The 19,746-nt window shown below is 70.7% G+C and carries 18 protein-coding genes; 16 read left to right on the top strand and 2 right to left on the bottom strand.

What is annotated here, in order from left to right; all coding sequences use genetic code 11:
- The first annotated feature begins 169 nt into the window (after nt 1-169).
- Nucleotides 170-865, top strand: coding sequence for a demethylmenaquinone methyltransferase (locus ACZ5GP_RS25940; RefSeq protein ID WP_358577226.1), 696 nt, complete (start codon nt 170-172; stop codon nt 863-865).
- A gap of 142 nt (nt 866-1,007) precedes the next feature.
- Complete coding sequence (locus ACZ5GP_RS25935; RefSeq protein WP_468753075.1) at nt 1,008-3,869, top strand: zinc-ribbon domain-containing protein; 2,862 nt, start codon at nt 1,008-1,010, stop codon at nt 3,867-3,869.
- 27 nt (nt 3,870-3,896) lie between these two features.
- Here the strand turns inward: ACZ5GP_RS25935 and ACZ5GP_RS25930 are convergent, their stop codons facing one another.
- Complete coding sequence (locus tag ACZ5GP_RS25930; protein ID WP_468753175.1) at nt 3,897-4,454, bottom strand: GNAT family N-acetyltransferase; 558 nt, start codon at nt 4,452-4,454, stop codon at nt 3,897-3,899.
- Between the two features lie 118 nt (nt 4,455-4,572).
- Between ACZ5GP_RS25930 and ACZ5GP_RS25925 the strand changes: the two genes are divergently transcribed.
- From ACZ5GP_RS25925 to ACZ5GP_RS25915, 3 genes are read left to right on the top strand one after another with little or no spacing between them, the layout of a single operon-like run.
- Entirely contained in the window at nt 4,573-5,859 is a 1,287-nt protein-coding gene (locus ACZ5GP_RS25925) for a geranylgeranyl reductase family protein (RefSeq protein ID WP_468753074.1), read from the top strand.
- Complete coding sequence (locus ACZ5GP_RS25920) at nt 5,856-6,602, top strand: IclR family transcriptional regulator (protein WP_468753073.1); 747 nt, start codon at nt 5,856-5,858, stop codon at nt 6,600-6,602. Before ACZ5GP_RS25925 ends, ACZ5GP_RS25920 begins: the two co-directional genes overlap by 4 nt.
- A gap of 48 nt (nt 6,603-6,650) precedes the next feature.
- Nucleotides 6,651-6,980 (top strand): putative quinol monooxygenase, encoded by a 330-nt coding sequence (locus tag ACZ5GP_RS25915; RefSeq protein WP_468753072.1) that lies wholly within the window; start codon nt 6,651-6,653, stop codon nt 6,978-6,980.
- Nucleotides 6,981-7,081: 101 nt separating this feature from the next.
- Here the strand turns inward: ACZ5GP_RS25915 and ACZ5GP_RS25910 are convergent, their stop codons facing one another.
- Entirely contained in the window at nt 7,082-7,918 is an 837-nt protein-coding gene (locus ACZ5GP_RS25910) for a C40 family peptidase (RefSeq protein WP_468753071.1), read from the bottom strand.
- 828 nt (nt 7,919-8,746) lie between these two features.
- Between ACZ5GP_RS25910 and ACZ5GP_RS25905 the strand changes: the two genes are divergently transcribed.
- The 11 genes from ACZ5GP_RS25905 to nuoK all read left to right on the top strand — a co-directional run bounded on the left by ACZ5GP_RS25905 (nt 8,747) and on the right by nuoK (nt 19,740).
- On the top strand, nt 8,747-9,106 hold the full coding sequence (locus ACZ5GP_RS25905) for an NADH-quinone oxidoreductase subunit A (RefSeq protein ID WP_358577239.1): 360 nt from the start codon (nt 8,747-8,749) through the stop codon (nt 9,104-9,106).
- A gap of 21 nt (nt 9,107-9,127) precedes the next feature.
- Entirely contained in the window at nt 9,128-9,682 is a 555-nt protein-coding gene (locus tag ACZ5GP_RS25900) for a NuoB/complex I 20 kDa subunit family protein (protein ID WP_127911059.1), read from the top strand.
- A 68-nt stretch (nt 9,683-9,750) separates the two neighbouring features.
- Nucleotides 9,751-10,449 (top strand): NADH-quinone oxidoreductase subunit C, encoded by a 699-nt coding sequence (locus ACZ5GP_RS25895; RefSeq protein WP_468753174.1) that lies wholly within the window; start codon nt 9,751-9,753, stop codon nt 10,447-10,449.
- Nucleotides 10,449-11,771, top strand: a complete 1,323-nt coding sequence (locus ACZ5GP_RS25890; protein ID WP_468753070.1) for an NADH-quinone oxidoreductase subunit D — start codon at nt 10,449-10,451, stop codon at nt 11,769-11,771. Before ACZ5GP_RS25895 ends, ACZ5GP_RS25890 begins: the two co-directional genes overlap by 1 nt.
- Nucleotides 11,768-12,619 (top strand): NADH-quinone oxidoreductase subunit NuoE, encoded by an 852-nt coding sequence (gene nuoE, locus ACZ5GP_RS25885; protein WP_468753069.1) that lies wholly within the window; start codon nt 11,768-11,770, stop codon nt 12,617-12,619. Before ACZ5GP_RS25890 ends, nuoE begins: the two co-directional genes overlap by 4 nt.
- The gene (nuoF, locus tag ACZ5GP_RS25880; protein WP_468753068.1) at nt 12,619-13,980 is read left to right on the top strand and encodes an NADH-quinone oxidoreductase subunit NuoF; all 1,362 of its coding nucleotides are present in this window, start codon (nt 12,619-12,621) and stop codon (nt 13,978-13,980) included. Before nuoE ends, nuoF begins: the two co-directional genes overlap by 1 nt.
- Nucleotides 13,977-16,487 carry an NADH-quinone oxidoreductase subunit G gene (locus ACZ5GP_RS25875; RefSeq protein WP_468753067.1) on the top strand — a complete coding sequence of 837 codons (2,511 nt, stop codon included), beginning with the start codon at nt 13,977-13,979 and terminating at the stop codon, nt 16,485-16,487. The genes nuoF and ACZ5GP_RS25875 overlap by 4 nt, the downstream gene beginning before the upstream one ends.
- Before the next feature lie 38 nt (nt 16,488-16,525).
- Nucleotides 16,526-17,881: an NADH-quinone oxidoreductase subunit NuoH gene (gene nuoH, locus ACZ5GP_RS25870; protein ID WP_468753173.1), complete on the top strand. Its 1,356-nt coding sequence runs from the start codon at nt 16,526-16,528 to the stop codon at nt 17,879-17,881.
- Nucleotides 17,874-18,608, top strand: a complete 735-nt coding sequence (gene nuoI, locus ACZ5GP_RS25865) for an NADH-quinone oxidoreductase subunit NuoI (protein ID WP_468753066.1) — start codon at nt 17,874-17,876, stop codon at nt 18,606-18,608. The genes nuoH and nuoI overlap by 8 nt, the downstream gene beginning before the upstream one ends.
- The gene (locus ACZ5GP_RS25860; RefSeq protein ID WP_468753065.1) at nt 18,605-19,444 is read left to right on the top strand and encodes an NADH-quinone oxidoreductase subunit J; all 840 of its coding nucleotides are present in this window, start codon (nt 18,605-18,607) and stop codon (nt 19,442-19,444) included. The genes nuoI and ACZ5GP_RS25860 overlap by 4 nt, the downstream gene beginning before the upstream one ends.
- Complete coding sequence (gene nuoK, locus ACZ5GP_RS25855; protein ID WP_468753064.1) at nt 19,441-19,740, top strand: NADH-quinone oxidoreductase subunit NuoK; 300 nt, start codon at nt 19,441-19,443, stop codon at nt 19,738-19,740. Before ACZ5GP_RS25860 ends, nuoK begins: the two co-directional genes overlap by 4 nt.
- The last annotated feature ends 6 nt before the right edge of the window (nt 19,741-19,746 follow it).

Here is a 19,746-nt window from a genome sequence, read left to right as displayed (position 1 = left end):
GGGCGCGAGGAACGGCGCGAGCAACCACAACGCACCCGCACCCGGGAACGGACAGGCGCCCCGCAAGAAACGCGGGCAACCCCAACGCGCCCGCACCGCCAAGAGCCCCCCTCGGCTCCCCACGGCGCCCCCGCCGGAGAAAGAAGACCGGCCTGACACAATGGGCCGGGTGACCCGAGCCACCCTGGACAAGCAGCCGCACGAAGTCGCCACGATGTTCGATGACGTCGCGGAGCGATACGACCTCACCAACGACGTGCTCTCCCTCGGCCAGGCCCGCCTCTGGCGCAAGGAGGTCGCCAAGGCCGTCGACGCGCGCCCCGCGCAGAAGGTCCTGGACCTCGCCGCCGGTACCGCCACCTCCTCGCAGCCCTTCGCCCGCGCCGGCGCGTACGTCGTGCCCTGCGACTTCTCCCTCGGCATGCTCCGGGTGGGCAAGGCACGCCACCCGTGGATGCCCTTCACGGCCGGCGACGGGACGAGGCTGCCGTTCAAGGACGACACCTTCGACGCCGTCACCATCTCCTTCGGGCTGCGCAACATCCAGGACACCGACGCGGCCCTGCGCGAGCTGTACCGCGTGACGAGGCCCGGTGGACGCGTCGTGATCTGCGAGTTCTCCAGCCCGACCTGGGCGCCGTTCAGGACGGTCTACACCGAGTACCTGATGCGGGCCCTGCCGCCGGTCGCCCGCGCCGTGTCGTCCAACCCGGACGCGTACGTGTACCTCGCCGAGTCGATCCGCTCCTGGCCCGACCAGCCCGCGCTCGCCGCCCGGCTGCGCGACGCGGGCTGGTCGAAGGTCGCCTGGCGCAACCTGACGGGCGGCGTCGTGGCGCTGCACCGGGGATACAAGCAGGCCTGAACGACAAGCGCTCCGTAACGCTTGAGTGGAGAACACGCATCTGGGCCGGCGGGGAACCGGCCACGGGGCAAGATGTGTCCGTTGATACGACCCGTGCCGGAACTTATCTGGTTCTTATAGGGTCGGTCCTTCCCGTTCGCGGGTGATCTCCTGGACTGTGACGGAGCGTTTGATGGCGTCGTACTGCCCGCACTGTGGGGCATCTGCCCCCGAAGAGGCCCGCTTCTGCATGAAGTGCGGCAAGGAACGCCTCCCGGAGTCGACGGCACCGAAGGAACCGCCCGCCTCGACCGAGGCCCCGGAAGACGAAGTTCCCGCGGCCCCGACGTCGCCGCCTCCGCCCGCCCACACCCCCGCGCCCGCCCTCACTCCCGCCCTCGCGCCCGCGCACGCGTCCGCCGGACCCTCGCCCGTCGGCGCCTTCCTCGGGCGTACGTTCCGCGGCGACTGGGCCGGTGCCGCGCAGGCCGCGCTCTGGCCCCTCGCGCTGCTGCTCATCGGCGCCATCGGCATCGCCATCCCCTCGTACGGCCAAGAGGACGAGGTCGTCGTCGGTTTCATCGCCCGGCTGCGGGTCGGTCTGGCGCTGCTCCTCCAATCGGTGGGCGGCGGCTTCGACCTGACGGGCAGTGAGCGGCGTCCCGGCTTCGGCGGGTCGGACGGCACCGGCTCGGGCAGCCTCGGCTCCAGTGACCTCGGTTCCGACGGTCTCGGCTCCGACGGTCTCGGCTCGGGCGGCGGATTCGGTTCGGGTGGCGGGTTCGGTTCGGGCGGACTCGGCTCGGACTCCTCCGGGTCCGTGTTCGAAGGCACCGCCTCCCTGCACTTCGTCCCGCTCACCGTGACCGTGCTGTGGCTCCTGGCGCTGTTCATCGGCGTACGCGTCCTGCGGGGCCGCCTCGCCGCGCGGGGCCACGGACGGCACGGCGGGGGCACGGCGGGCCTCGAAGCGGCCCTGCGCGTGACCCTGTTGGTGACCGTGGGCGTCCTGGCGCTCGCGCTCTTCGCGCAGCCCGAGATCGAGGGCATCGAACTGTCGTCGTCCCCGGCGCTCGCCGCGCTCGGCGCACTGGTGCTCACGCTCGTCGTCTCCTGCCCGGTGCTGCAAGGGCTCCCCGCGCACCCCGGCGCGCGACTGGCCGCCCGCGCCGCGGGCACCGCGCTGCGCGCCCTGGTGGTCGTCCTCGTGCTCTGCTCGCTCGTCGCCTTCGTCAGCCTGGCCCAGATCGACGACCTGGACAGGGCCACCGACCTCGACGACACCGACGTCTCACCGCTCCTGATCGCCCTGCTCCTCCTGCCGAACCTCGCCGTCGCCGCTCTCGGCATCGGCTGGGGAGCGGGTGCGCGGGCGTCGGTGCGGGGCAGCAGCTCGCTGTACGGCGGCGGGTCCGAGAGCGAGTCCTTCGGCCTCTCCGAACTGGGTGACGTCACCAACGACTGGGCGATCGTGGGCGCGTTGGCGCTCGGCCTGGTCTGCGCGCTGACGATCGGCATCCTCGCCGCGCGGCGCTGCGCGAGCCGAGGTGAGCAACTGCTCTCCGCCGCGCTCTTCTTCGGGCTCGTCCTGCTGCTCGCCGCAGCCGGCGGGATCGGCGTGGAGGCGTCGGGCTCGGCGGCCGCCGGCGGCTCGGGCTTCGGCGGCCTCAGCGGCAACGGCGGTGTGGAGGTCGGACTCGACGTCCCCGAGGTGCTGCTGTTCGGCCTGCTGTGGGTCTTCGCGGCGGCGCTGCTCGGGCCGTACCTGCTGAGGATGACGGGCCGGACCACGGTTGTGGCCGCGCCCGCGTACGCCCCCGGGGCACCGCCGTACGCCGCCCCGGCGGGGATCGCCCCTACGGGGGACGCGGTTGCCGCGGACGTGCCGGTAGGGGTCGCGGCCATGGGCGCCACGCCCACCGGGGCCGAGTCCGGGTCGTCCGAGGCCGCCGGGGCCGCGACCGGCGAACCCGCATCCTCCGGTTCCGCCGGGGCCGGTTCCACCGGTGCCGGATCAGGGTCCGGAGCCGGTTCCGCCGAATCCGCGCCTGCCGAATCCACCCCCGCCGGTGCCACCCCCCGCGAACTCACGCCCGCCGAAGCCGCCGCCTACGTCACCCAGCGGGCCCCCGGCACACCGGCCCCCGGCACACCGGCCCCCGGCACACCGGCCCCCGGCAACCCCGGGCCCGGCACACCCGCCCCCGGCACCCACACCCCGCCGCCTGCCCTGTACCCCGCGTACACCCCCCAGGCCGTTCACATCGGTCCGCAGCAGGCCCCGGCCGAGCCCAAGCGCCGCGGGCGCGCCGGCGTCTGGGCGGGGACGCTCGCCGCCGCCTTCGTCATCGGTGGAGGCGCCACCGCCGGGATCCTGATCTGGCAGGGCAACGCCGACGACAAGGCGGGCGACGCGGGCAAGAACGGCAAGCCCGCCGCCAGTCGCTCCGGGGAGCCGAGCCAGAAGCCCGGCCCGGCCGTCTCGCAGGAACCCCCGGGCCCGGAGTCGAGCGACAGCTCGGACACCGAGGCCTCCGGGGGCGGCGAGGACGGCGAGGTCCCCGCGGGCTCCGAACGGGTGACCGACTCCGAGGGGTTCTCCTTCGCGGTGCCGGCGGGCTGGACGCGGCAGACCGTGAACCCGGAGCGGCCGGGGCAGATCACGTACGCGGACCCGACCGGGCGCGAGCAGTTCCTCGTCGGCGTCGTCGTGGACGCGCCCTACACCTCGTACGAGAACTTCACGAACATCGAGGACCACACCAAGTCCGCCTCGGACAAGTCGGACTACCGGCGGATCCAGCTGGAGCGGAACACCTTCCAGGGGCGGGACGGCGCGCTCTGGGAGTACACGTACACCGACGAGGTGGGCCGCACGATCCACGCCCTCAACCAGAGCTACATCGCCGACAACGGCACCGAGTACGCCATCCAGCTCTCCTGGCGCGAGGACTTCTGGTCCGCGGGCGAGGGCGCCCAGACGCACCGGACGGCGCTGCGGACCTGGCGGCTCACGGGGGACTGACCCCCGCCCCGGCCGCGCCCCGCCGCGCTACAGCGTGAGCCGGAAGCAGTACGCCACGCGCCGCGCCCCCTCGCCCTCGGGCGGCGGGGGCGTGGTGAAGGTCTCGCCCAGCTCCATGCCGAGCCGCCGGGTCACCGCGACGGAACGTTCGTTGCCGGCGTCGACCATCGCCACCACGCTCGGCACCCCCCGCTCGCGCAGCCGTTCGACGGTGAGGATGGCGGCGGCGGTCGCGTACCCCTTGCCCCAGGCCGCGCGCCCCAGCCGCCAGCCGATCTCGATCTCCCCGACCGGCCCCCAGGGCCGGGTCCAGGGCTGGGCGCCCGTGAAGCCGATGGGCTCACCGGCCTCGTCCAGCAGGGTCCACAGGCAGAACCCCAGTTCGGCGTCGTGTCTGCGCTGCCGGGCGGTCAACTCCTCGTACACGGACAGCTCCGCGGGCGCGCCACCGTGGAACTCCATGACCTCGGGGTCGCGGAAGAGCCGGTGCCAGGCGAAGGCGTCCTCGTGGGTCGGGACCCGCAGCCGCACGGCGGGCGGGCGTGCGGCGGAAGGCCGGACGGCGGGAAGCTGTCCGGTCGGCAGGGTGTCGGTCTGCTCGGTCACGTGTGGCCCTTCGGCTGGCTGGTCGCTACCGCCTCATAGACTGCCCATATCCCGTGCCGGTCGGCACACAGATTTCGAGCCTTGGGGAGAACCCGCCGTGACCGAGCCCCTCTCCGAACACTCAGCGGACGTCATCGTCGTCGGAGCCGGGCCCGCCGGTTCGACGACGGCGTACTACCTGGCGAAGGCCGGGCTCGACGTCCTCCTCCTGGAGAAGACCGCGTTCCCGCGCGAGAAGGTCTGCGGTGACGGGCTCACCCCGCGCGCCACCAAGCAGCTGGTGTCCATGGGCATCGACATCTCCGAAGAGGCGGGCTGGCTGCGGAACAAGGGCCTGCGCATCATCGGCGGAGGCATGCGGCTCCAGCTGGACTGGCCCGAGCTGGCCTCGTACCCCGACTACGGCCTCGTACGAAAGCGCGACGACTTCGACGAGCAGCTGGCCCGGCAGGCGCAGAAGGCCGGCGCCCGGCTCCACGAGCGGTGCAACGTCGGCGAGCCGATCATCGACGACCGCACCGGCCGCGTCACCGGCGTGCACGCCAAGCTCGGCGAGGAGAAGACCCCGGTCACCTTCCACGCGCCGCTGGTCGTCGCGGCCGACGGCAACTCCTCGCGGATCTCGCTGGCCATGGGCCTGCACCGCCGCGAGGACCGCCCGATGGGCGTGGCCGTGCGCACCTACTTCACCTCGCCCCGCCACGACGACGACTACCTGGAGTCCTGGCTGGAGCTGTGGGACCGCCGCGGGCCCGGCGCGGACCGGCTCCTGCCCGGCTACGGCTGGATCTTCGGCATGGGCGACGGCACGTCGAACGTCGGCCTCGGCATCCTCAACTCCTCCAAGGCCTTCCGCGAACTGGACTGGCGCGAGGTCCTCAAGGCCTGGTGCGCCTCGATGCCCGAGGACTGGGGGTACACCCCGGACAACATGACGATGCCGATCCGGGGCGCCGCCCTGCCGATGGCCTTCAACCGCCAGCCGCACTACACCAAGGGGCTGCTCCTGGTGGGCGACGCGGGCGGCCTCGTCAACCCGTTCAACGGCGAGGGCATCGCGTACGCCATGGAGTCCGGGCAGCTGGCCGCCGACGTCATCGTGCAGGCACACGCGCGTGCCACCCCCGCCCAGCGCGAACTGGCCCTCCAGAACTACCCGCAGATCCTCAAGGACACCTACGGCGGCTACTACACGCTGGGCCGCGCCTTCGTGAAGCTCATCGGCAACCCGAAGGTCATGAAGATCGCCGCGCAGCGCGGTCTGACGCACCCCGTCCTGATGAAGTTCACGCTGAAGATGCTGGCGAACCTCACGGACCCGACGGGCGGCGACGCCATGGACCGCATCATCAACGGACTGAGCAAGGTGGCGCCGAAGGCGTGAACGACGTGCACGGCGGCCCGGCCTCGGTGGACCGCGCGCTCGACCTCCTGGAGGCGATCGCCCGCTCCCCGGAGCCGGTCGGCGCCAAGTCGCTCGCGGGCGAACTGGGCTGCGCGCTCTCGACGGTCTACCACCTGCTTGCCCCGCTGACCGCGCGCGGGCACGTCGCCCGCACCGGTGCCGGCTACGTCCTGGGGCCGCGGGTGCCCGCCCTGTACCGGTCGTTCCAGCGGCACGCGGGCATCGACGCGGGCACCCGGGGGCTGTTGCTCGGCGTGCGCCGGGCCGTCGGCGCCCACGCCTATCTGAGCGTGCGCCGCGGCGGACGGATCGCGGTGGTCGACAGCACCACGGCCGTCACGGCCGACGCCGCCGACCCGTTCGAGGTCGGCCTCGACCAGGGCGCGCACGCCACCGCCCACGGCAAGGTGCTGCTCGCCTCCCTGGGCCGGCCGGCCAGGCGCCGCTACCTCGACGAGCACGGCCTGCCCCGGCTGACCGAGCACACCATCACGAGCCCGGACCGCTTCGAGGCCGAGCTGCGCCGGGTGCGCGCGGCGGGCGTCGCGGTGTCGGTGGGGGAGACGGACCCGGCGTACACCTGCGTGGCGGTACCCCTCGGGGACGGCACGCGGGCCCTGTCGGTCTCGCTGCCCACGGCGCGCTTCCGCGGGCGGCGCGCGGAGTTGGCGCGGGTCCTCACCCGGGCCGCGCGGCACGGTTTTCCGGCAGTGTCGGAATAGCGGGCGGCTCCGGTTGCCGGGCCCGGTGGGCGGACGGACGCTGGGCCCATGATCTTCATCGCCGTCAAGTTCACCGTCCGCCCGGAGCACGCCGACACCTGGCTGGAGCGGACCGCCGACTTCACCCGCGCCACCCGCGCCGAGCCGGGCAACCTGTTCTTCGAGTGGTCGCGCGGCGTCGAGGACCCCGACCAGTTCGTCCTCCTGGAGGCGTTCGCCTCGCCCGAGGCCGGCACCGCGCACGTGGAGTCGGAGCACTTCAAGGCCGGCATGGACACGATGGCCGAGGCCATCGCGGAGGTCCCGCGCATCGTGAACACGCAGGTCCCGGGCGACGACTGGTCGCTGATGGCGGAGCTGACACCGAAGAACGGCTAGCCGTAGACTTCTGGAACGGCTGTACGGCCGTCTGAGGGCGTGCGAAGGGCCGGAACCCCCCGGTGGGGTTCCGGCCCTTCGTACGTGGCTCCAAGGGGCCGTCAGAGGACGCGCACGGCTCCCGAGGCCGGGTAACCCGACAGGTCCTGGATGACGACGCCCTTGCTGGGGTTGGCGGCGTCGAGGTACTGGCCGTTGCCGATGTACACGCCCACGTGGTACGCGGAGCCCGCGCCACCCCAGTAAAGGATGTCGCCCACCTGGACGTTGGAGAGCGAGACCGGCGTGCCGGCGACCGACTGGTCCTGCGAGACGCGCGGAAGGTCCACGCCCGCCTGCTTGAACGCGGCCTGCACCAGGCTGGAGCAGTCCCACGCGTTCGGACCCGAGGCGCCCATCACGTACGCGTCACCGAGCTGCGCCTTGAGGAAGCTGATGACCGTGCCGACGCTGCCGCTGGCCGGGGCGACCGAGTCCGAGGCGGAGGCGGAGGTGGCGGCGGAACTGCCGCCGGAGGTCGTCTGGGTGGAGAGCGTGGTGCGCTCGGTGGCGCGGGAGGCGCGCTCCTGCTCGGCCTTCTTCTTCGCGGCGGCGTCGGCCTTGCGCTTGGCCTCGGCCTTCTGCTCGGCCTGCGCCTGGTCGGCACGGGCCTGCTTGGCGGCCTTGGCGGCGGCGGCGTCCCGCTCGGCACGCGACTCGTAGGTGTCGGCGGCCTGCTGGGTGGCGTCCGCCGACTGCGCGATCTGCGCGGACAGATCGGTGGTGAGCGTGGGCATTTCGATGGTCTCGGACACCGGCTCGGCCGCGTTCGCCGTACCGGCCGCCGCGGCCACTGCCAGGGTGCTGAGGACGCCACCGGCAACTCCGGCGCGCAGGGCGATCTTGGAGGCGCTGCGACGGGGCTTCCGGTGGCTGGGTATGTGAGCGGTGTGGGACATGGGAACAACCGGTACCAGGGACTTGCGGTTCCCATCAAGAAACGTGTGCTGCGCCACAGTTGCCGCTCGCGCGCCTGAATCCCGGGCGTGTCGTTCCTTATTGACGCCGTAACGGGCAATGCGGACACGGCCGATCACGCCTGTGATCATGGGTTTTCTGAGATACGCCCGAATTGCCCCCGGTCTACCACCGGTTGAGACCGTTGGCCAAGCCCGCTTGATTTGGCGTGGGGCTGTTGTGGCACAGGTCACAGGGAGAGCCCCTCGGGGATCTCCCTGAGATCTCGCCGAGACCTCTCTGAGATCTCCCGTGCTTTTCGGCTGCCCGGTGCGGGGATTTCGAACCCGCCGGGGCGCGTCGGCGGCCGCGCGGACGGACCGGCGGCGGGCGTCGAACCCGGACGCGGTCGGCGCTCCGTTCGTGAATCGGTGCACGTGTCCACTTCCGTCCCCATCTCTGCCGCCAAAGTGTGAACGCGGCGCCTTTATCAAGTGATCGCGCCCAGCGCCAATTTGCCTGCGGTGGCCAGGGCTTGATAGAGCGACACCTCCTCCACCAGCGGTAACGCGCCGAGATGTCACCTCTGGTGATCACTCAGGTGCTTCGCGTACGAAGATCACCGCTCATCCGACTTCATGATCCTTCGTCAGGTGGTGGAGATCACAAAGCCGTTGGCGCACCCCGTGTCGCAGATCACAGACCGCCGGGCATAAGATGCGGGGCAGTTGGGCTTGTGACCTGCTTCACATGAGAGCGATCTTCGTGGGGCCCGGGCTCGGTCCGACGCAACCGCCAACAGTCAGTGCCGACTGAGAGGAGCGAGGAGCGTGAACGCCTATGCGCCCATCCTCGTGCTGGGAGCCCTCGGGGCAGGCTTTGCGATCTTCTCCGTGGTCATGGCCGCGCTTATCGGTCCAAAGCGGTACAACCGCGCGAAGCTAGAGGCCTATGAGTGCGGTATCGAGCCGACGCCGACGCCGGCCGGGGGTGGGCGATTCCCCATCAAGTACTACCTGACGGCGATGCTCTTCATCGTCTTCGACATCGAGATCGTCTTCCTCTACCCCTGGGCCGTCACCTTCGACGCGCTGGGGATTTTCGGGCTCGTGGAGATGCTGCTCTTCGTGCTCACCGTCTTCGTCGCGTACGCGTACGTATGGCGGCGCGGCGGCCTGGAATGGGACTAAAGGTCTGAGGGGCCAAAGAGCATGGGACTCGAAGAGAAACTGCCGAGCGGTTTTCTGCTGACCACCGTCGAACAAGCGGCGGGCTGGGTGCGCAAGTCGTCCGTCTTCCCCGCCACGTTCGGCCTCGCCTGCTGCGCCATCGAGATGATGACGACCGGCGCGGGGCGGTACGACCTGGCGCGCTTCGGCATGGAGGTATTCCGCGGTTCGCCGCGCCAGGCGGATCTGATGATCGTGGCGGGCCGGGTGAGCCAGAAGATGGCGCCGGTCCTGCGGCAGGTCTACGACCAGATGCCCAACCCCAAGTGGGTGATCTCGATGGGGGTATGCGCCTCGTCGGGCGGGATGTTCAACAATTACGCGATTGTGCAGGGTGTGGACCATGTTGTCCCCGTCGACATCTATTTGCCCGGTTGTCCGCCTCGGCCCGAGATGCTGATGGACGCGATCCTCAAGCTCCACCAGAAGATCCAGGGCGGCAAGCTCGGCGTGAACGCGGAAGAGGCGGCCCGCGAGGCGGAGGAGGCGGCCCTCAAGGCCCTCCCCACCATCGAGATGAAGGGGCTGCTGCGGTGAGCGACGCGCACGACAAGCGCCCGAACGGCAAGGGCGACGACAAGACCCCGGACGCCACCGGCGAGCACCTGAACGGCAACGGCGTCCCCGCCCCGCGCGACGCGGCCGGCGACGTCATCCGCGTACGCAAGGGCATGTTCGGCGCCGAGAACGGCGGCGACACCTCCGGGTACGGCGGCCTGGTGCGGACCATCACCCTGCCCGGCGCCACCCCGCGCCCCTACGGCGGCTGGTTCGACGAGGTCGCGGACGAACTGGAGGGCGCCCTGGAGGAACAGGGCCTGCTCCCCGAGAACGCGATCGAGAAGACGGTCGTCGACCGCGGCGAGCTGACCTTCCACATCGCCCGCGAGCACCTCGTGCGCGTCGCCCAGACCCTGCGCGACGACCCGGCCCTGCGCTTCGAACTGTGCACCGGCGTCTCCGGAGTGCACTTCCTGGAGGACAAGGGCCGCGAACTGCACGCCGTCTACCACCTGCGCTCCCTGACCCACAACCGGCTGATCCGGCTGGAGGTCAGCGCCCCCGACGCCGATCCGCACGTCCCCTCCCTCGTCTCCGTCTATCCGACGAACGACTGGCACGAGCGCGAGACGTACGACTTCTTCGGGCTGATCTTCGACGGTCACCCGGCCCTGACGCGGATCATGATGCCGGACGACTGGCAGGGCTTCCCGCAGCGCAAGGACTATCCCCTCGGCGGCATCCCCGTCGAGTACAAGGGCGCCCAGATCCCGGCTCCGGACCAGCGGAGGTCGTACAGCTGATGAGCACTTCCCACGCATCTGCCCGGGAGACCACCGAGGGGACCGTCTACACGGTCACCGGCGGCGACTGGGACGAAGTCGTCCAGTCGGCCGCCAAGGCCGACGACGAGCGCATCATCGTCAACATGGGGCCCCAGCACCCCTCCACGCACGGTGTGCTCCGCCTGATCCTGGAGATCGAGGGCGAGACCGTCTCCGAGGCGCGCTGCGGCATCGGCTATCTGCACACGGGCATCGAGAAGAACCTTGAATACCGCACCTGGACGCAGGGCACGACGTTCGTCACGCGCATGGACTACCTGACGCCGTTCTTCAACGAGACGGCGTACTGCCTCGGGGTCGAGAAACTCCTCGGCATCGAGGACCAGATCCCGGACCGCGCCTCGGTCATCCGCGTGCTCCTCATGGAGCTGAACCGCCTCTCCTCGCACCTGGTGTGCATCGCCACCGGCGGCATGGAACTGGGCGCGACGACGATCATGATCTACGGCTTCCGGGATCGTGAACTCATTCTCGACATCTACGAACTGATCACCGGCCTGCGGATGAACCACGCGTACATCCGGCCCGGCGGACTCGCCCAGGACCTGCCGCCCGGCGCGGTGGACCAGATCCGCGAGTTCGTGAAAAAGATGAACAAGAACCTTCCCGAGTACGACAAGCTCGCCACCGGGAACCCCATCTTCAAGGCCCGCATGCAGGACGTCGGCTATCTCGACCTCGCCGGCTGCATGGCGCTCGGCGCCACCGGCCCGGTCCTGCGCTCGGCCGGCCTGCCGCACGACCTGCGCAAGTCCCAGCCCTACTGCGGCTACGAGAACTACGACTTCGACATCCCGACCGCGGACACCTGCGACTCCTACGGCCGCTTCCTGATCCGCCTCGAAGAGATGCGCCAGTCGCTGCGCATCGTCGAGCAGTGCCTGGACCGGCTCGCGCCGGGCCCGGTCATGGTCGCCGACAAGAAGATCGCCTGGCCCGCGCAGCTGGCGCTCGGCCCCGACGGCCTCGGCAACTCCCTCGACCACATCAAGAAGATCATGGGCACCTCCATGGAGGCCCTGATCCACCACTTCAAGCTGGTGACCGAGGGCTTCCGGGTCCCGGCCGGCCAGGCGTACACCGCGGTCGAGTCCCCCAAGGGCGAACTGGGCGTGCACGTCGTTTCCGACGGCGGCACCCGCCCCTACCGGGTCCACTTCCGCGACCCGTCCTTCACCAATCTCCAGGCCATGGCGGCGATGTGCGAGGGCGGCCAGGTCGCCGACGTCATCGTCGCCGTCGCGTCCATCGACCCCGTGATGGGAGGCGTCGACCGGTGACCACCACTCCTTCCGAGAAGGCCGCGGGCGTCAGCCTGGGCATGCCCCAACTCCCCGCCCCCGCCTACCCGGACGACGTCCGGGCCCGCCTTGAGGCGGACGCGCGGGAGATCATCGCCCGCTACCCCGACTCGCGGTCCGCGCTGCTGCCCCTGCTGCACCTGGTGCAGTCCGAGGAGGGGCACGTCACCCGCACCGGCATGCGGTTCTGCGCCGACGTCCTCGGCCTGACCACCGCCGAGGTCACGGCCGTCGCGACCTTCTACACCATGTACCGGCGCAAGCCCTCCGGCGACTACCAGGTCGGCGTCTGCACCAACACGCTCTGCGCGGTCATGGGCGGCGACGTCATCTTCGACGAACTCAAGGCCCACCTCGGCGTCGGCAACGACGAGACGACCGAGGACGGCAAGATCACCCTTGAGCACATCGAGTGCAACGCCGCCTGCGACTTCGCCCCCGTGGTGATGGTCAACTGGGAGTTCTTCGACAACCAGACCCCCGAGTCCGCCAAGCGGCTCGTGGACGACCTGCGCGACGGCAAGACCGTACGGCCCACCCGCGGGGCACCCTTGTGCACGTACAAGGAGACCGCCCGCATCCTGGCCGGCTTCCCCGACGAGCGGCCCGGCGCCGTCGAGGCGAGCGGCGGCGCGGGCCCCGCCTCACTGATCGGACTGCGCCTGGCCAAGGGCGAGGCGCCCCAACGACGCGTCGTCCATCCGCGCACCGCGGGCCCGCAGGACGAGGCCCCCGCCGAGCACCTCAGCTCGCACGACGCACCGCAGCAGACCTCGGCATCCGACCCGGCCAACCCGGCCGGACCGACCGCCGAGGAGGGGGAGTGATGACCTTGGCCGCCGAGATCAACAACGAGACCGGCCCGGAGAAGCTGCTCGCCCCCGTCCTCACGGCCTTCTGGGACGAGGACAAGCCCTGGACGCTGGAGACCTACCGGCGCCACGACGGCTACGAGGGCCTGCGCAAGGCGCTCGCCATGGCCCCCGACGACCTCATCGCGTACGTGAAGGACGCGGGCCTGCGCGGCCGCGGCGGCGCGGGCTTCCCCACCGGGATGAAGTGGCAGTTCATCCCGCAGGGGGACGGCAAACCGCACTACCTGGTCGTCAACGCCGACGAGTCGGAGCCGGGGACCTGCAAGGACATCCCGCTCCTCTTCGCGAACCCGCATTCCCTCATCGAGGGGATCGTGATCGCCTGCTACGCGATCCGTTCGTCGCATGCCTTCATCTATCTGCGGGGCGAGGTCGTCCCCGTGCTGCGCAGGCTGCACGAAGCCGTCCGCGAGGCCTACGCGGCGGGCTACCTCGGCAAGGACATCCTGGGCAGCGGACTCGATCTCGAACTCACCGTGCACGCGGGCGCGGGCGCGTACATCTGCGGTGAGGAGACCGCGCTGCTCGACTCGCTCGAAGGCCGTCGCGGCCAACCGCGACTGCGTCCCCCCTTCCCGGCCGTCGCGGGCCTCTACGCATGCCCCACTGTCGTGAACAACGTCGAGTCCATCGCGTCGGTTCCCGCGATCCTCCACCGCGGAAAAGACTGGTTCAAGTCGATGGGGAGCGAGAAGTCCCCGGGCTTCACGCTCTACTCGCTGAGCGGCCACGTCACCAACCCCGGCCAGTACGAGGCCCCGCTCGGCATCACACTGCGCCAGCTGCTCGACATGAGCGGCGGCATGCGCGCCGGACACCGGCTGAAGTTCTGGACGCCCGGCGGCTCTTCGACGCCGATGTTCACCGACGAGCACCTCGACGTCCCCCTCGACTACGAGGGCGTGGGCGCCGCCGGTTCGATGCTCGGCACCAAGGCGCTCCAGTGCTTCGACGAGACGACGTGCGTGGTGCGGGCCGTGACCCGCTGGACCGAGTTCTACGCCCATGAGTCCTGCGGAAAGTGCACGCCCTGCCGCGAAGGGACGTACTGGCTCGTGCAGTTGCTCCGCGACATCGAGGCCGGCAAGGGCGTCATGGCCGACCTCGACAAGCTCAACGACATCGCCGACAACATCAACGGCAAGTCCTTCTGCGCCCTCGGCGACGGCGCCGCCTCGCCGATCTTCTCCTCGCTGAAGTACTTCCGCGAGGAGTACGAGCAGCACATCACCGGCAAGGGCTGCCCCTTCGACCCGGCCAAGTCGACCCTGTGGAGCGACCGCGCCGACCAGCACACGGAGGTGAACGCATGACAGTGACCACGAACAGCGCTCCCTCCGGGGGCGGCGCGGCGGCCGTACCGCCCGAGGACCTCGTGTCGCTGACCATCGACGGCATCGAGATCAGCGTCCCCAAGGGAACACTGGTGATCCGCGCCGCCGAACTCCTCGGCATCGAGATCCCCCGGTTCTGCGACCACCCGCTGCTCGACCCCGCGGGCGCCTGCCGCCAGTGCATCGTGGAGGTGGAGGGCCAGCGCAAGCCGATGGCGTCCTGCACCATCACCTGCACCGACGGCATGGTCGTGAAGTCGCAGCTGACCTCGCCGGTCGCCGAGAAGGCCCAGCGCGGTGTGATGGAGCTGCTGCTCATCAACCACCCGCTGGACTGCCCGGTGTGCGACAAGGGCGGCGAATGCCCCCTGCAGAACCAGGCGATGCAGGTCGGCGACTCCGATACCCGCTTCGAGGGCAAGAAGCGGACGTACGAGAAGCCGGTGCCGATCTCCACCCAGGTGCTGCTCGACCGCGAGCGGTGCGTGCTGTGCGCGCGCTGCACCCGGTTCAGCAACCAGATCGCCGGCGACCCGATGATCGAGCTGATCGAGCGCGGCGCCCTCCAGCAGGTCGGCACCGGCGAGGGAGACCCCTTCGAGTCGTACTTCTCCGGGAACACCATCCAGATCTGCCCGGTCGGCGCGTTGACCTCGGCGGCGTACCGCTTCCGCTCCCGCCCCTTCGACCTGGTGTCGTCGCCGTCGGTGTGCGAGCACTGCGCGGGCGGCTGCGCGAGCCGCACGGACCACCGGCGCGGCAAGGTCATGCGCCGCCTCGCGCAGGAGGACCCCGAGGTCAACGAGGAGTGGATGTGCGACAAGGGGCGCTTCGCCTTCCGTTACGCGCAGCGGCCCGACCGGCTCACCACCCCCCTGGTGCGCAACGCCTCGGGTGAGCTGGAGCCCGCGAGCTGGCCCGAGGCCCTGGCGGTCGCGGCCCGCGGCCTGGCCGCCGCGCGCGGCCGGGCGGGCGTGCTGACCGGCGGCCGGCTCACCGTGGAGGACGCCTACGCGTACAGCAAGTACGCGCGCGTGGCGCTCGACACGAACGACATCGACTTCCGCGCGCGCGTGCACAGCAGCGAGGAGGCCGACTTCCTCGCGGCCCGGGTCGCCGGACGGGGCCTGGACCTGGACGGGACCGGCGTCACGTACACGGCGCTGGAGAAGGCGCCCGCCGTCCTGCTCGCCGGTCTCGAGTCGGAGGAGGAGGCGCCCGGCGTCTTCCTGCGGCTGCGCAAGGCCTGGCGCAAGCACGGCCAGCGCACCTTCTCCCTCGCCACGCACGTCACGCGGGGCCTGGAGAAGGCGGGCGGCACGCTGCTGCCCGCGGCTCCCGGCACCGAGACGGAGTGGCTGGACGCCCTCGCCGCCGGGGTGGGACTCGCGGACGACGGAGCCGGGGCCGCCGAGGCGCTGCGTACGCCCGGGGCCGTCATCGTCGTCGGTGAGCGGCTCGCGGCCGTGCCCGGCGGGCTCACCGCGGCCGTGCGGGCCTCCCTGGCGACCGGCGCCCAGCTGGTGTGGATCCCGCGCAGGGCGGGGGAGCGGGCCGCCGTCGAGGTGGGCGCGCTGCCGTCGCTGCTGCCCGGCGGCCGCCCGGCCACCGACCCGCGCGCGCGGGAAGAGGTCGCGGCCGCCTGGGGCGTCGCCGAACTCCCGCACCGCTACGGCCGCGACACCGGGCAGATCGTCGAGGCCGCCGCGACCGGCGAACTCGGCGCGCTGCTCGTCGCGGGCGTGGAGGTGGCCGACCTGCCCGACCCGGCACGCGCGCGTGAGGCGCTCCGCGAGGTCGGCTTCCTGGTCTCGCTGGAGCTGCGGCCCAGCGAGGTGACGGAGCGGGCCGACGTCGTCCTGCCGGTGGCCGCGGTCGCGGAGAAGCCGGGCACCTTCCTCAACTGGGAGGGCCGGGCGCGGATGTTCGACGCCGCACTGAAGCCGGACCACATGACGCGCAGGCTGGCACCCACCGACGCGCGCGTGCTGCACATGCTGGCCGACGCCGGTGACGTCCACCTCGGGCTGCCCGACCTGGTGACGCTCCGCCGCGAGCTGGACCGGCTCGGCGGCTGGGGCGGACCGTACGCGGATCAGCCCCGCGAGACGGGGGCCCAGCCGCCGCGGCCCGCATCCGGAGAGGCCGTGCTCGCCGGTCACCGGCTGCTGCTCGACCAGGGCCGCCTCCAGGACGGCGACGAGGCGCTGGCCGGCACCCGGCACGCCGCCCACGCGCGCGTGTCCGCCGCCACGGCGGCCGAGGCGGGCGTGACGGACGGCGACCTCCTCGCGGTCACCGGCCCGGCCGGGTCGACCGCGCTGCCGCTCCAGATCACCGAGATGCCCGACCGGGTGGTCTGGCTGCCGCTGAACTCGACGGGCGGAGGCGTCACTTCGGACACCGGCGCGCGCCCCGGCGAACTCGTCCGCATCGGCCCGGCGGTCCTGCCGGAGCCCACCGAGGCCCCGGAGGTGACGTCGTGACGCACACCGTGGTGCCGCTTGCGGCGGAAGACCTGTCCATGTTCGGCCGCGACCCTTGGTGGCTGATCGCCCTGAAGGCGGTCTTCTGCTTCGCGTTCCTGATGGTGACGGTCCTCTTCTCCATCGTGTGGGAGCGCAAGGTCGTCGCGTGGATGCAGCTGCGCATCGGCCCCAACCGGCACGGCCCGTGGGGCATGCTCCAGTCCCTCGCCGACGGCATCAAGCTGATGCTGAAGGAAGACGTGATCGTCAAGCGGGCGGACAAGGTGGTCTACGTCCTCGCCCCGGTCGTCGCGGCGATCCCGGCCTTCATGGCGATCGCCGTGATCCCGTTCGGCCCCGCCGGCAACGAGGTCTCGATCTTCGGTCAGCGCACCACCATGCAGCTCACCGACCTGCCGATCGCGATGCTCTACATCCTCGCGGTCGCCTCCGTCGGCATCTACGGCATCGTGCTCGCGGGGTGGAGTTCCGGCTCCACCTATCCGCTCCTCGGCGGCCTGCGCTCCTGCGCGCAGATGATCTCGTACGAGATCGCGATGGGTGCCGCGTTCGCCTCCGTCTTCCTCTACTCCGGGTCGATGTCGACCTCGGCGATCGTGGAGGCGCAGACCGACCGCTGGTACGTCCTGCTGCTGCCGGTGTCGTTCCTCATCTACATCGTGACGATGATCGGTGAGACCAACCGCGCGCCGTTCGACATGCCGGAGTCCGAGGGCGACCTCGTGGGTGGCTTCAACACCGAGTACTCCTCCATCAAGTTCGCGCTCTTCATGCTCGCCGAGTACGTCAACATGGTCACCGTCTCGGCGGTCTCGGTCACGCTCTTCCTGGGCGGCTGGCGGGCCCCGTATCCGATCAGCACCTTCTGGGAGGGCGCGAACCACGGCTGGTGGCCGATGCTCTGGTTCGTCGTCAAGGTCCAGCTGCTGCTGTTCTTCTTCATCTGGCTGCGCGGCACGCTGCCCCGCGTGCGCTACGACCAGCTGATGAAGCTCGGCTGGAAGGTCCTCATCCCGGTCTCGGTCCTGTGGCTGATGCTCGTCGCCACGGTCAGGGCGCTGCGGAACGAGAACTACGACTTCACCTCGATCGCGCTGTACGTGGGGGGCGGGGTCATCGCGCTCCTGTTGCTCTCCGTGGTCGTCGACATCTTCCGTGACAAGCGGGAGAAGGCGGCGGAGGTCGAGGAGGAACCGGTCGCCTTCGACCCGATGGCGGGCGGATTCCCCGTGCCGCCGCTGCCCGGGCAGACCCTCCCGCCCGTCCCGCGCCGCCGCTCGCGCCAGGAGCGGGAGCTGATTGTCAGTGGCGGGCCGGATACTCACAGTGACACCCGCGGTGACGCCAGTGGCGGAACCCGAAGTGACGGAAAGGAGGCGTCCGATGGCTGAGTCGCACAACGAATCGCCGGCATCGCCGGAGTCACCCCATGAGTCGAACCAATCGAAGCAGGGGTTCCAGAACCCTGTGGCGGGCTTCGGCGTGACCTTCAAGGCCATGTTCAAGAAGCGGCTGACCGAGCAGTATCCGGAGCAGCAGAAGACCACCGCTCCCCGCTTCCACGGCAGGCACCAGCTGAACCGCCATCCGGACGGCCTGGAGAAGTGCGTCGGCTGTGAGCTCTGCGCCTGGGCCTGTCCCGCGGACGCCATCTATGTGGAGGGCGCGGACAACACCGAGGAGGAGCGGTACTCCCCGGGTGAGCGGTACGGCCGCGTCTACCAGATCAACTACGCCCGCTGCATCCTGTGCGGCCTGTGCATCGAAGCCTGCCCCACGCGCGCGCTGACGATGACGAACGAGTTCGAGCTGGCCGACAGCAGCCGCGAAAGCCTCATCTACACCAAGGAGCAGCTGCTCGCCGGGCTGGAGGAGGGCATGGTCGAGAGCCCGCACTCGATCTTCCCCGGCATGGACGAGCAGGACTACTACCGAGGCCTGGTCACCGAGGCCGCCCCGGGGACGGTGCCCCAAGTGGCGTTCTCCAAGGGCGAGGCGCCCCAGGAGGCGGCCTCCGACTTCGGGGCCGGCGAACCGGCCTCGGAGAAGGTGGCCGGCGGACCCGTCTCCGGGAAGTCGGCCGGCGGACCGGCGTCCGGGAAGGTGGCCGGCCGATGACGCAGCTCGCCGCCTACTCGACCTCCACCGGCGAGGCCTTCCAGTTCTGGGTCCTCGGCACGGTCGCCGTCATCGGCGCCCTGTGCACGATCCTGATGAGGAAGGCCGTGCACAGCGCGCTCTGCCTCGCCGGGACCATGATCATCCTTGCGGTGTTCTACCTCGCCAACGGCGCGTACTTCCTCGGCATCGTCCAGATCGTCGTCTACACCGGCGCGATCATGATGCTCTTCCTCTTCGTGGTCATGCTGGTCGGCGTCACCGCCGCCGACTCCCTGAAGGAGACCATCAAAGGCCAGCGCTGGCTGGCCCTGCTCTGTGGCCTCGGCTTCGCGGTGCTGCTCTTCGCGGGCATCGGGAACGCCTCGGTGAGCGAGTTCAACGGCCTCGGCAAGGCGAACTCCGGCGGCAACGTGGAGGGCCTCGCGAGGCTCATCTTCACCAAGTACGTCTTCGCCTTCGAGATCACCGGCGCCCTGCTCATCACCGCCACGGTCGGCGCGATGGTGCTGACCCACCGCGAGCGCACGGAGCGTGCCAAGACCCAGCGCGAGCGGGCCGAGGAGCGGGTGCGCGCGGGCAAGCACCTGCCGCCGCTGCCCGCCCCCGGTGTGTACGCGCGGCACAACGCCGTGGACATCGCGGGCCTGCTGCCCGACGGCACCCCGTCGGAGCTGACGGTCAACAGGACGCTGCGCGAGCGCGGCCAGATCCGTGACGTGTCGAGCAAGGCACTGGAGGACCTGCGGGCGCTGGAGCAGCGCTCCGCGGACCGTCTGGAGCGGCCCGACCTGCGTGGCACCGACATCGGGCGGACCGAGGAGGCGTCGAAGTGAACCCGGTCAACTACCTCTATCTGGCCGCGCTGTTGTTCTCGATCGGCGCGACCGGCGTGCTCATCAGGCGCAACGCGATCGTGGTGTTCATGTGCGTCGAGCTGATGCTCAACGCCTGCAACCTCGCGTTCGTGGCCTTCTCCCGGATGCACGGCAACCTCGACGGCCAGATCATCGCGTTCTTCACGATGGTCGTCGCCGCCGCGGAGGTCGTCGTCGGGCTCGCGATCATCGTGTCGCTGTTCCGTTCCCGCCACTCGGCCTCGGTCGACGACGCCAGCCTGATGAAGCTGTGAGGGGCT

Source organism: Streptomyces sp. NPDC031466 (assembly GCF_055581265.1).
The sequence above is the reverse complement of the archived record's forward strand: the minus strand, read 5'-3'. Positions and strand labels throughout refer to the sequence as shown.

Coding starts and splice junctions, on each gene's coding strand:
- ACZ5GP_RS25890 (WP_468753070.1), top strand. CDS start 10,449: ATGAGCACTTCCCACGCATCTGCCCGGGAGACCACCGAGGGGACCGTC.
- ACZ5GP_RS25915 (WP_468753072.1), top strand. CDS start 6,651: ATGATCTTCATCGCCGTCAAGTTCACCGTCCGCCCGGAGCACGCCGAC.
- ACZ5GP_RS25900 (WP_127911059.1), top strand. CDS start 9,128: ATGGGACTCGAAGAGAAACTGCCGAGCGGTTTTCTGCTGACCACCGTC.
- nuoI (WP_468753066.1), top strand. CDS start 17,874: ATGGCTGAGTCGCACAACGAATCGCCGGCATCGCCGGAGTCACCCCAT.
- ACZ5GP_RS25860 (WP_468753065.1), top strand. CDS start 18,605: ATGACGCAGCTCGCCGCCTACTCGACCTCCACCGGCGAGGCCTTCCAG.
- nuoF (WP_468753068.1), top strand. CDS start 12,619: ATGACCTTGGCCGCCGAGATCAACAACGAGACCGGCCCGGAGAAGCTG.
- nuoH (WP_468753173.1), top strand. CDS start 16,526: ATGTTCGGCCGCGACCCTTGGTGGCTGATCGCCCTGAAGGCGGTCTTC.
- ACZ5GP_RS25910 (WP_468753071.1), bottom strand. CDS start 7,918: ATGTCCCACACCGCTCACATACCCAGCCACCGGAAGCCCCGTCGCAGC.
- ACZ5GP_RS25875 (WP_468753067.1), top strand. CDS start 13,977: ATGACAGTGACCACGAACAGCGCTCCCTCCGGGGGCGGCGCGGCGGCC.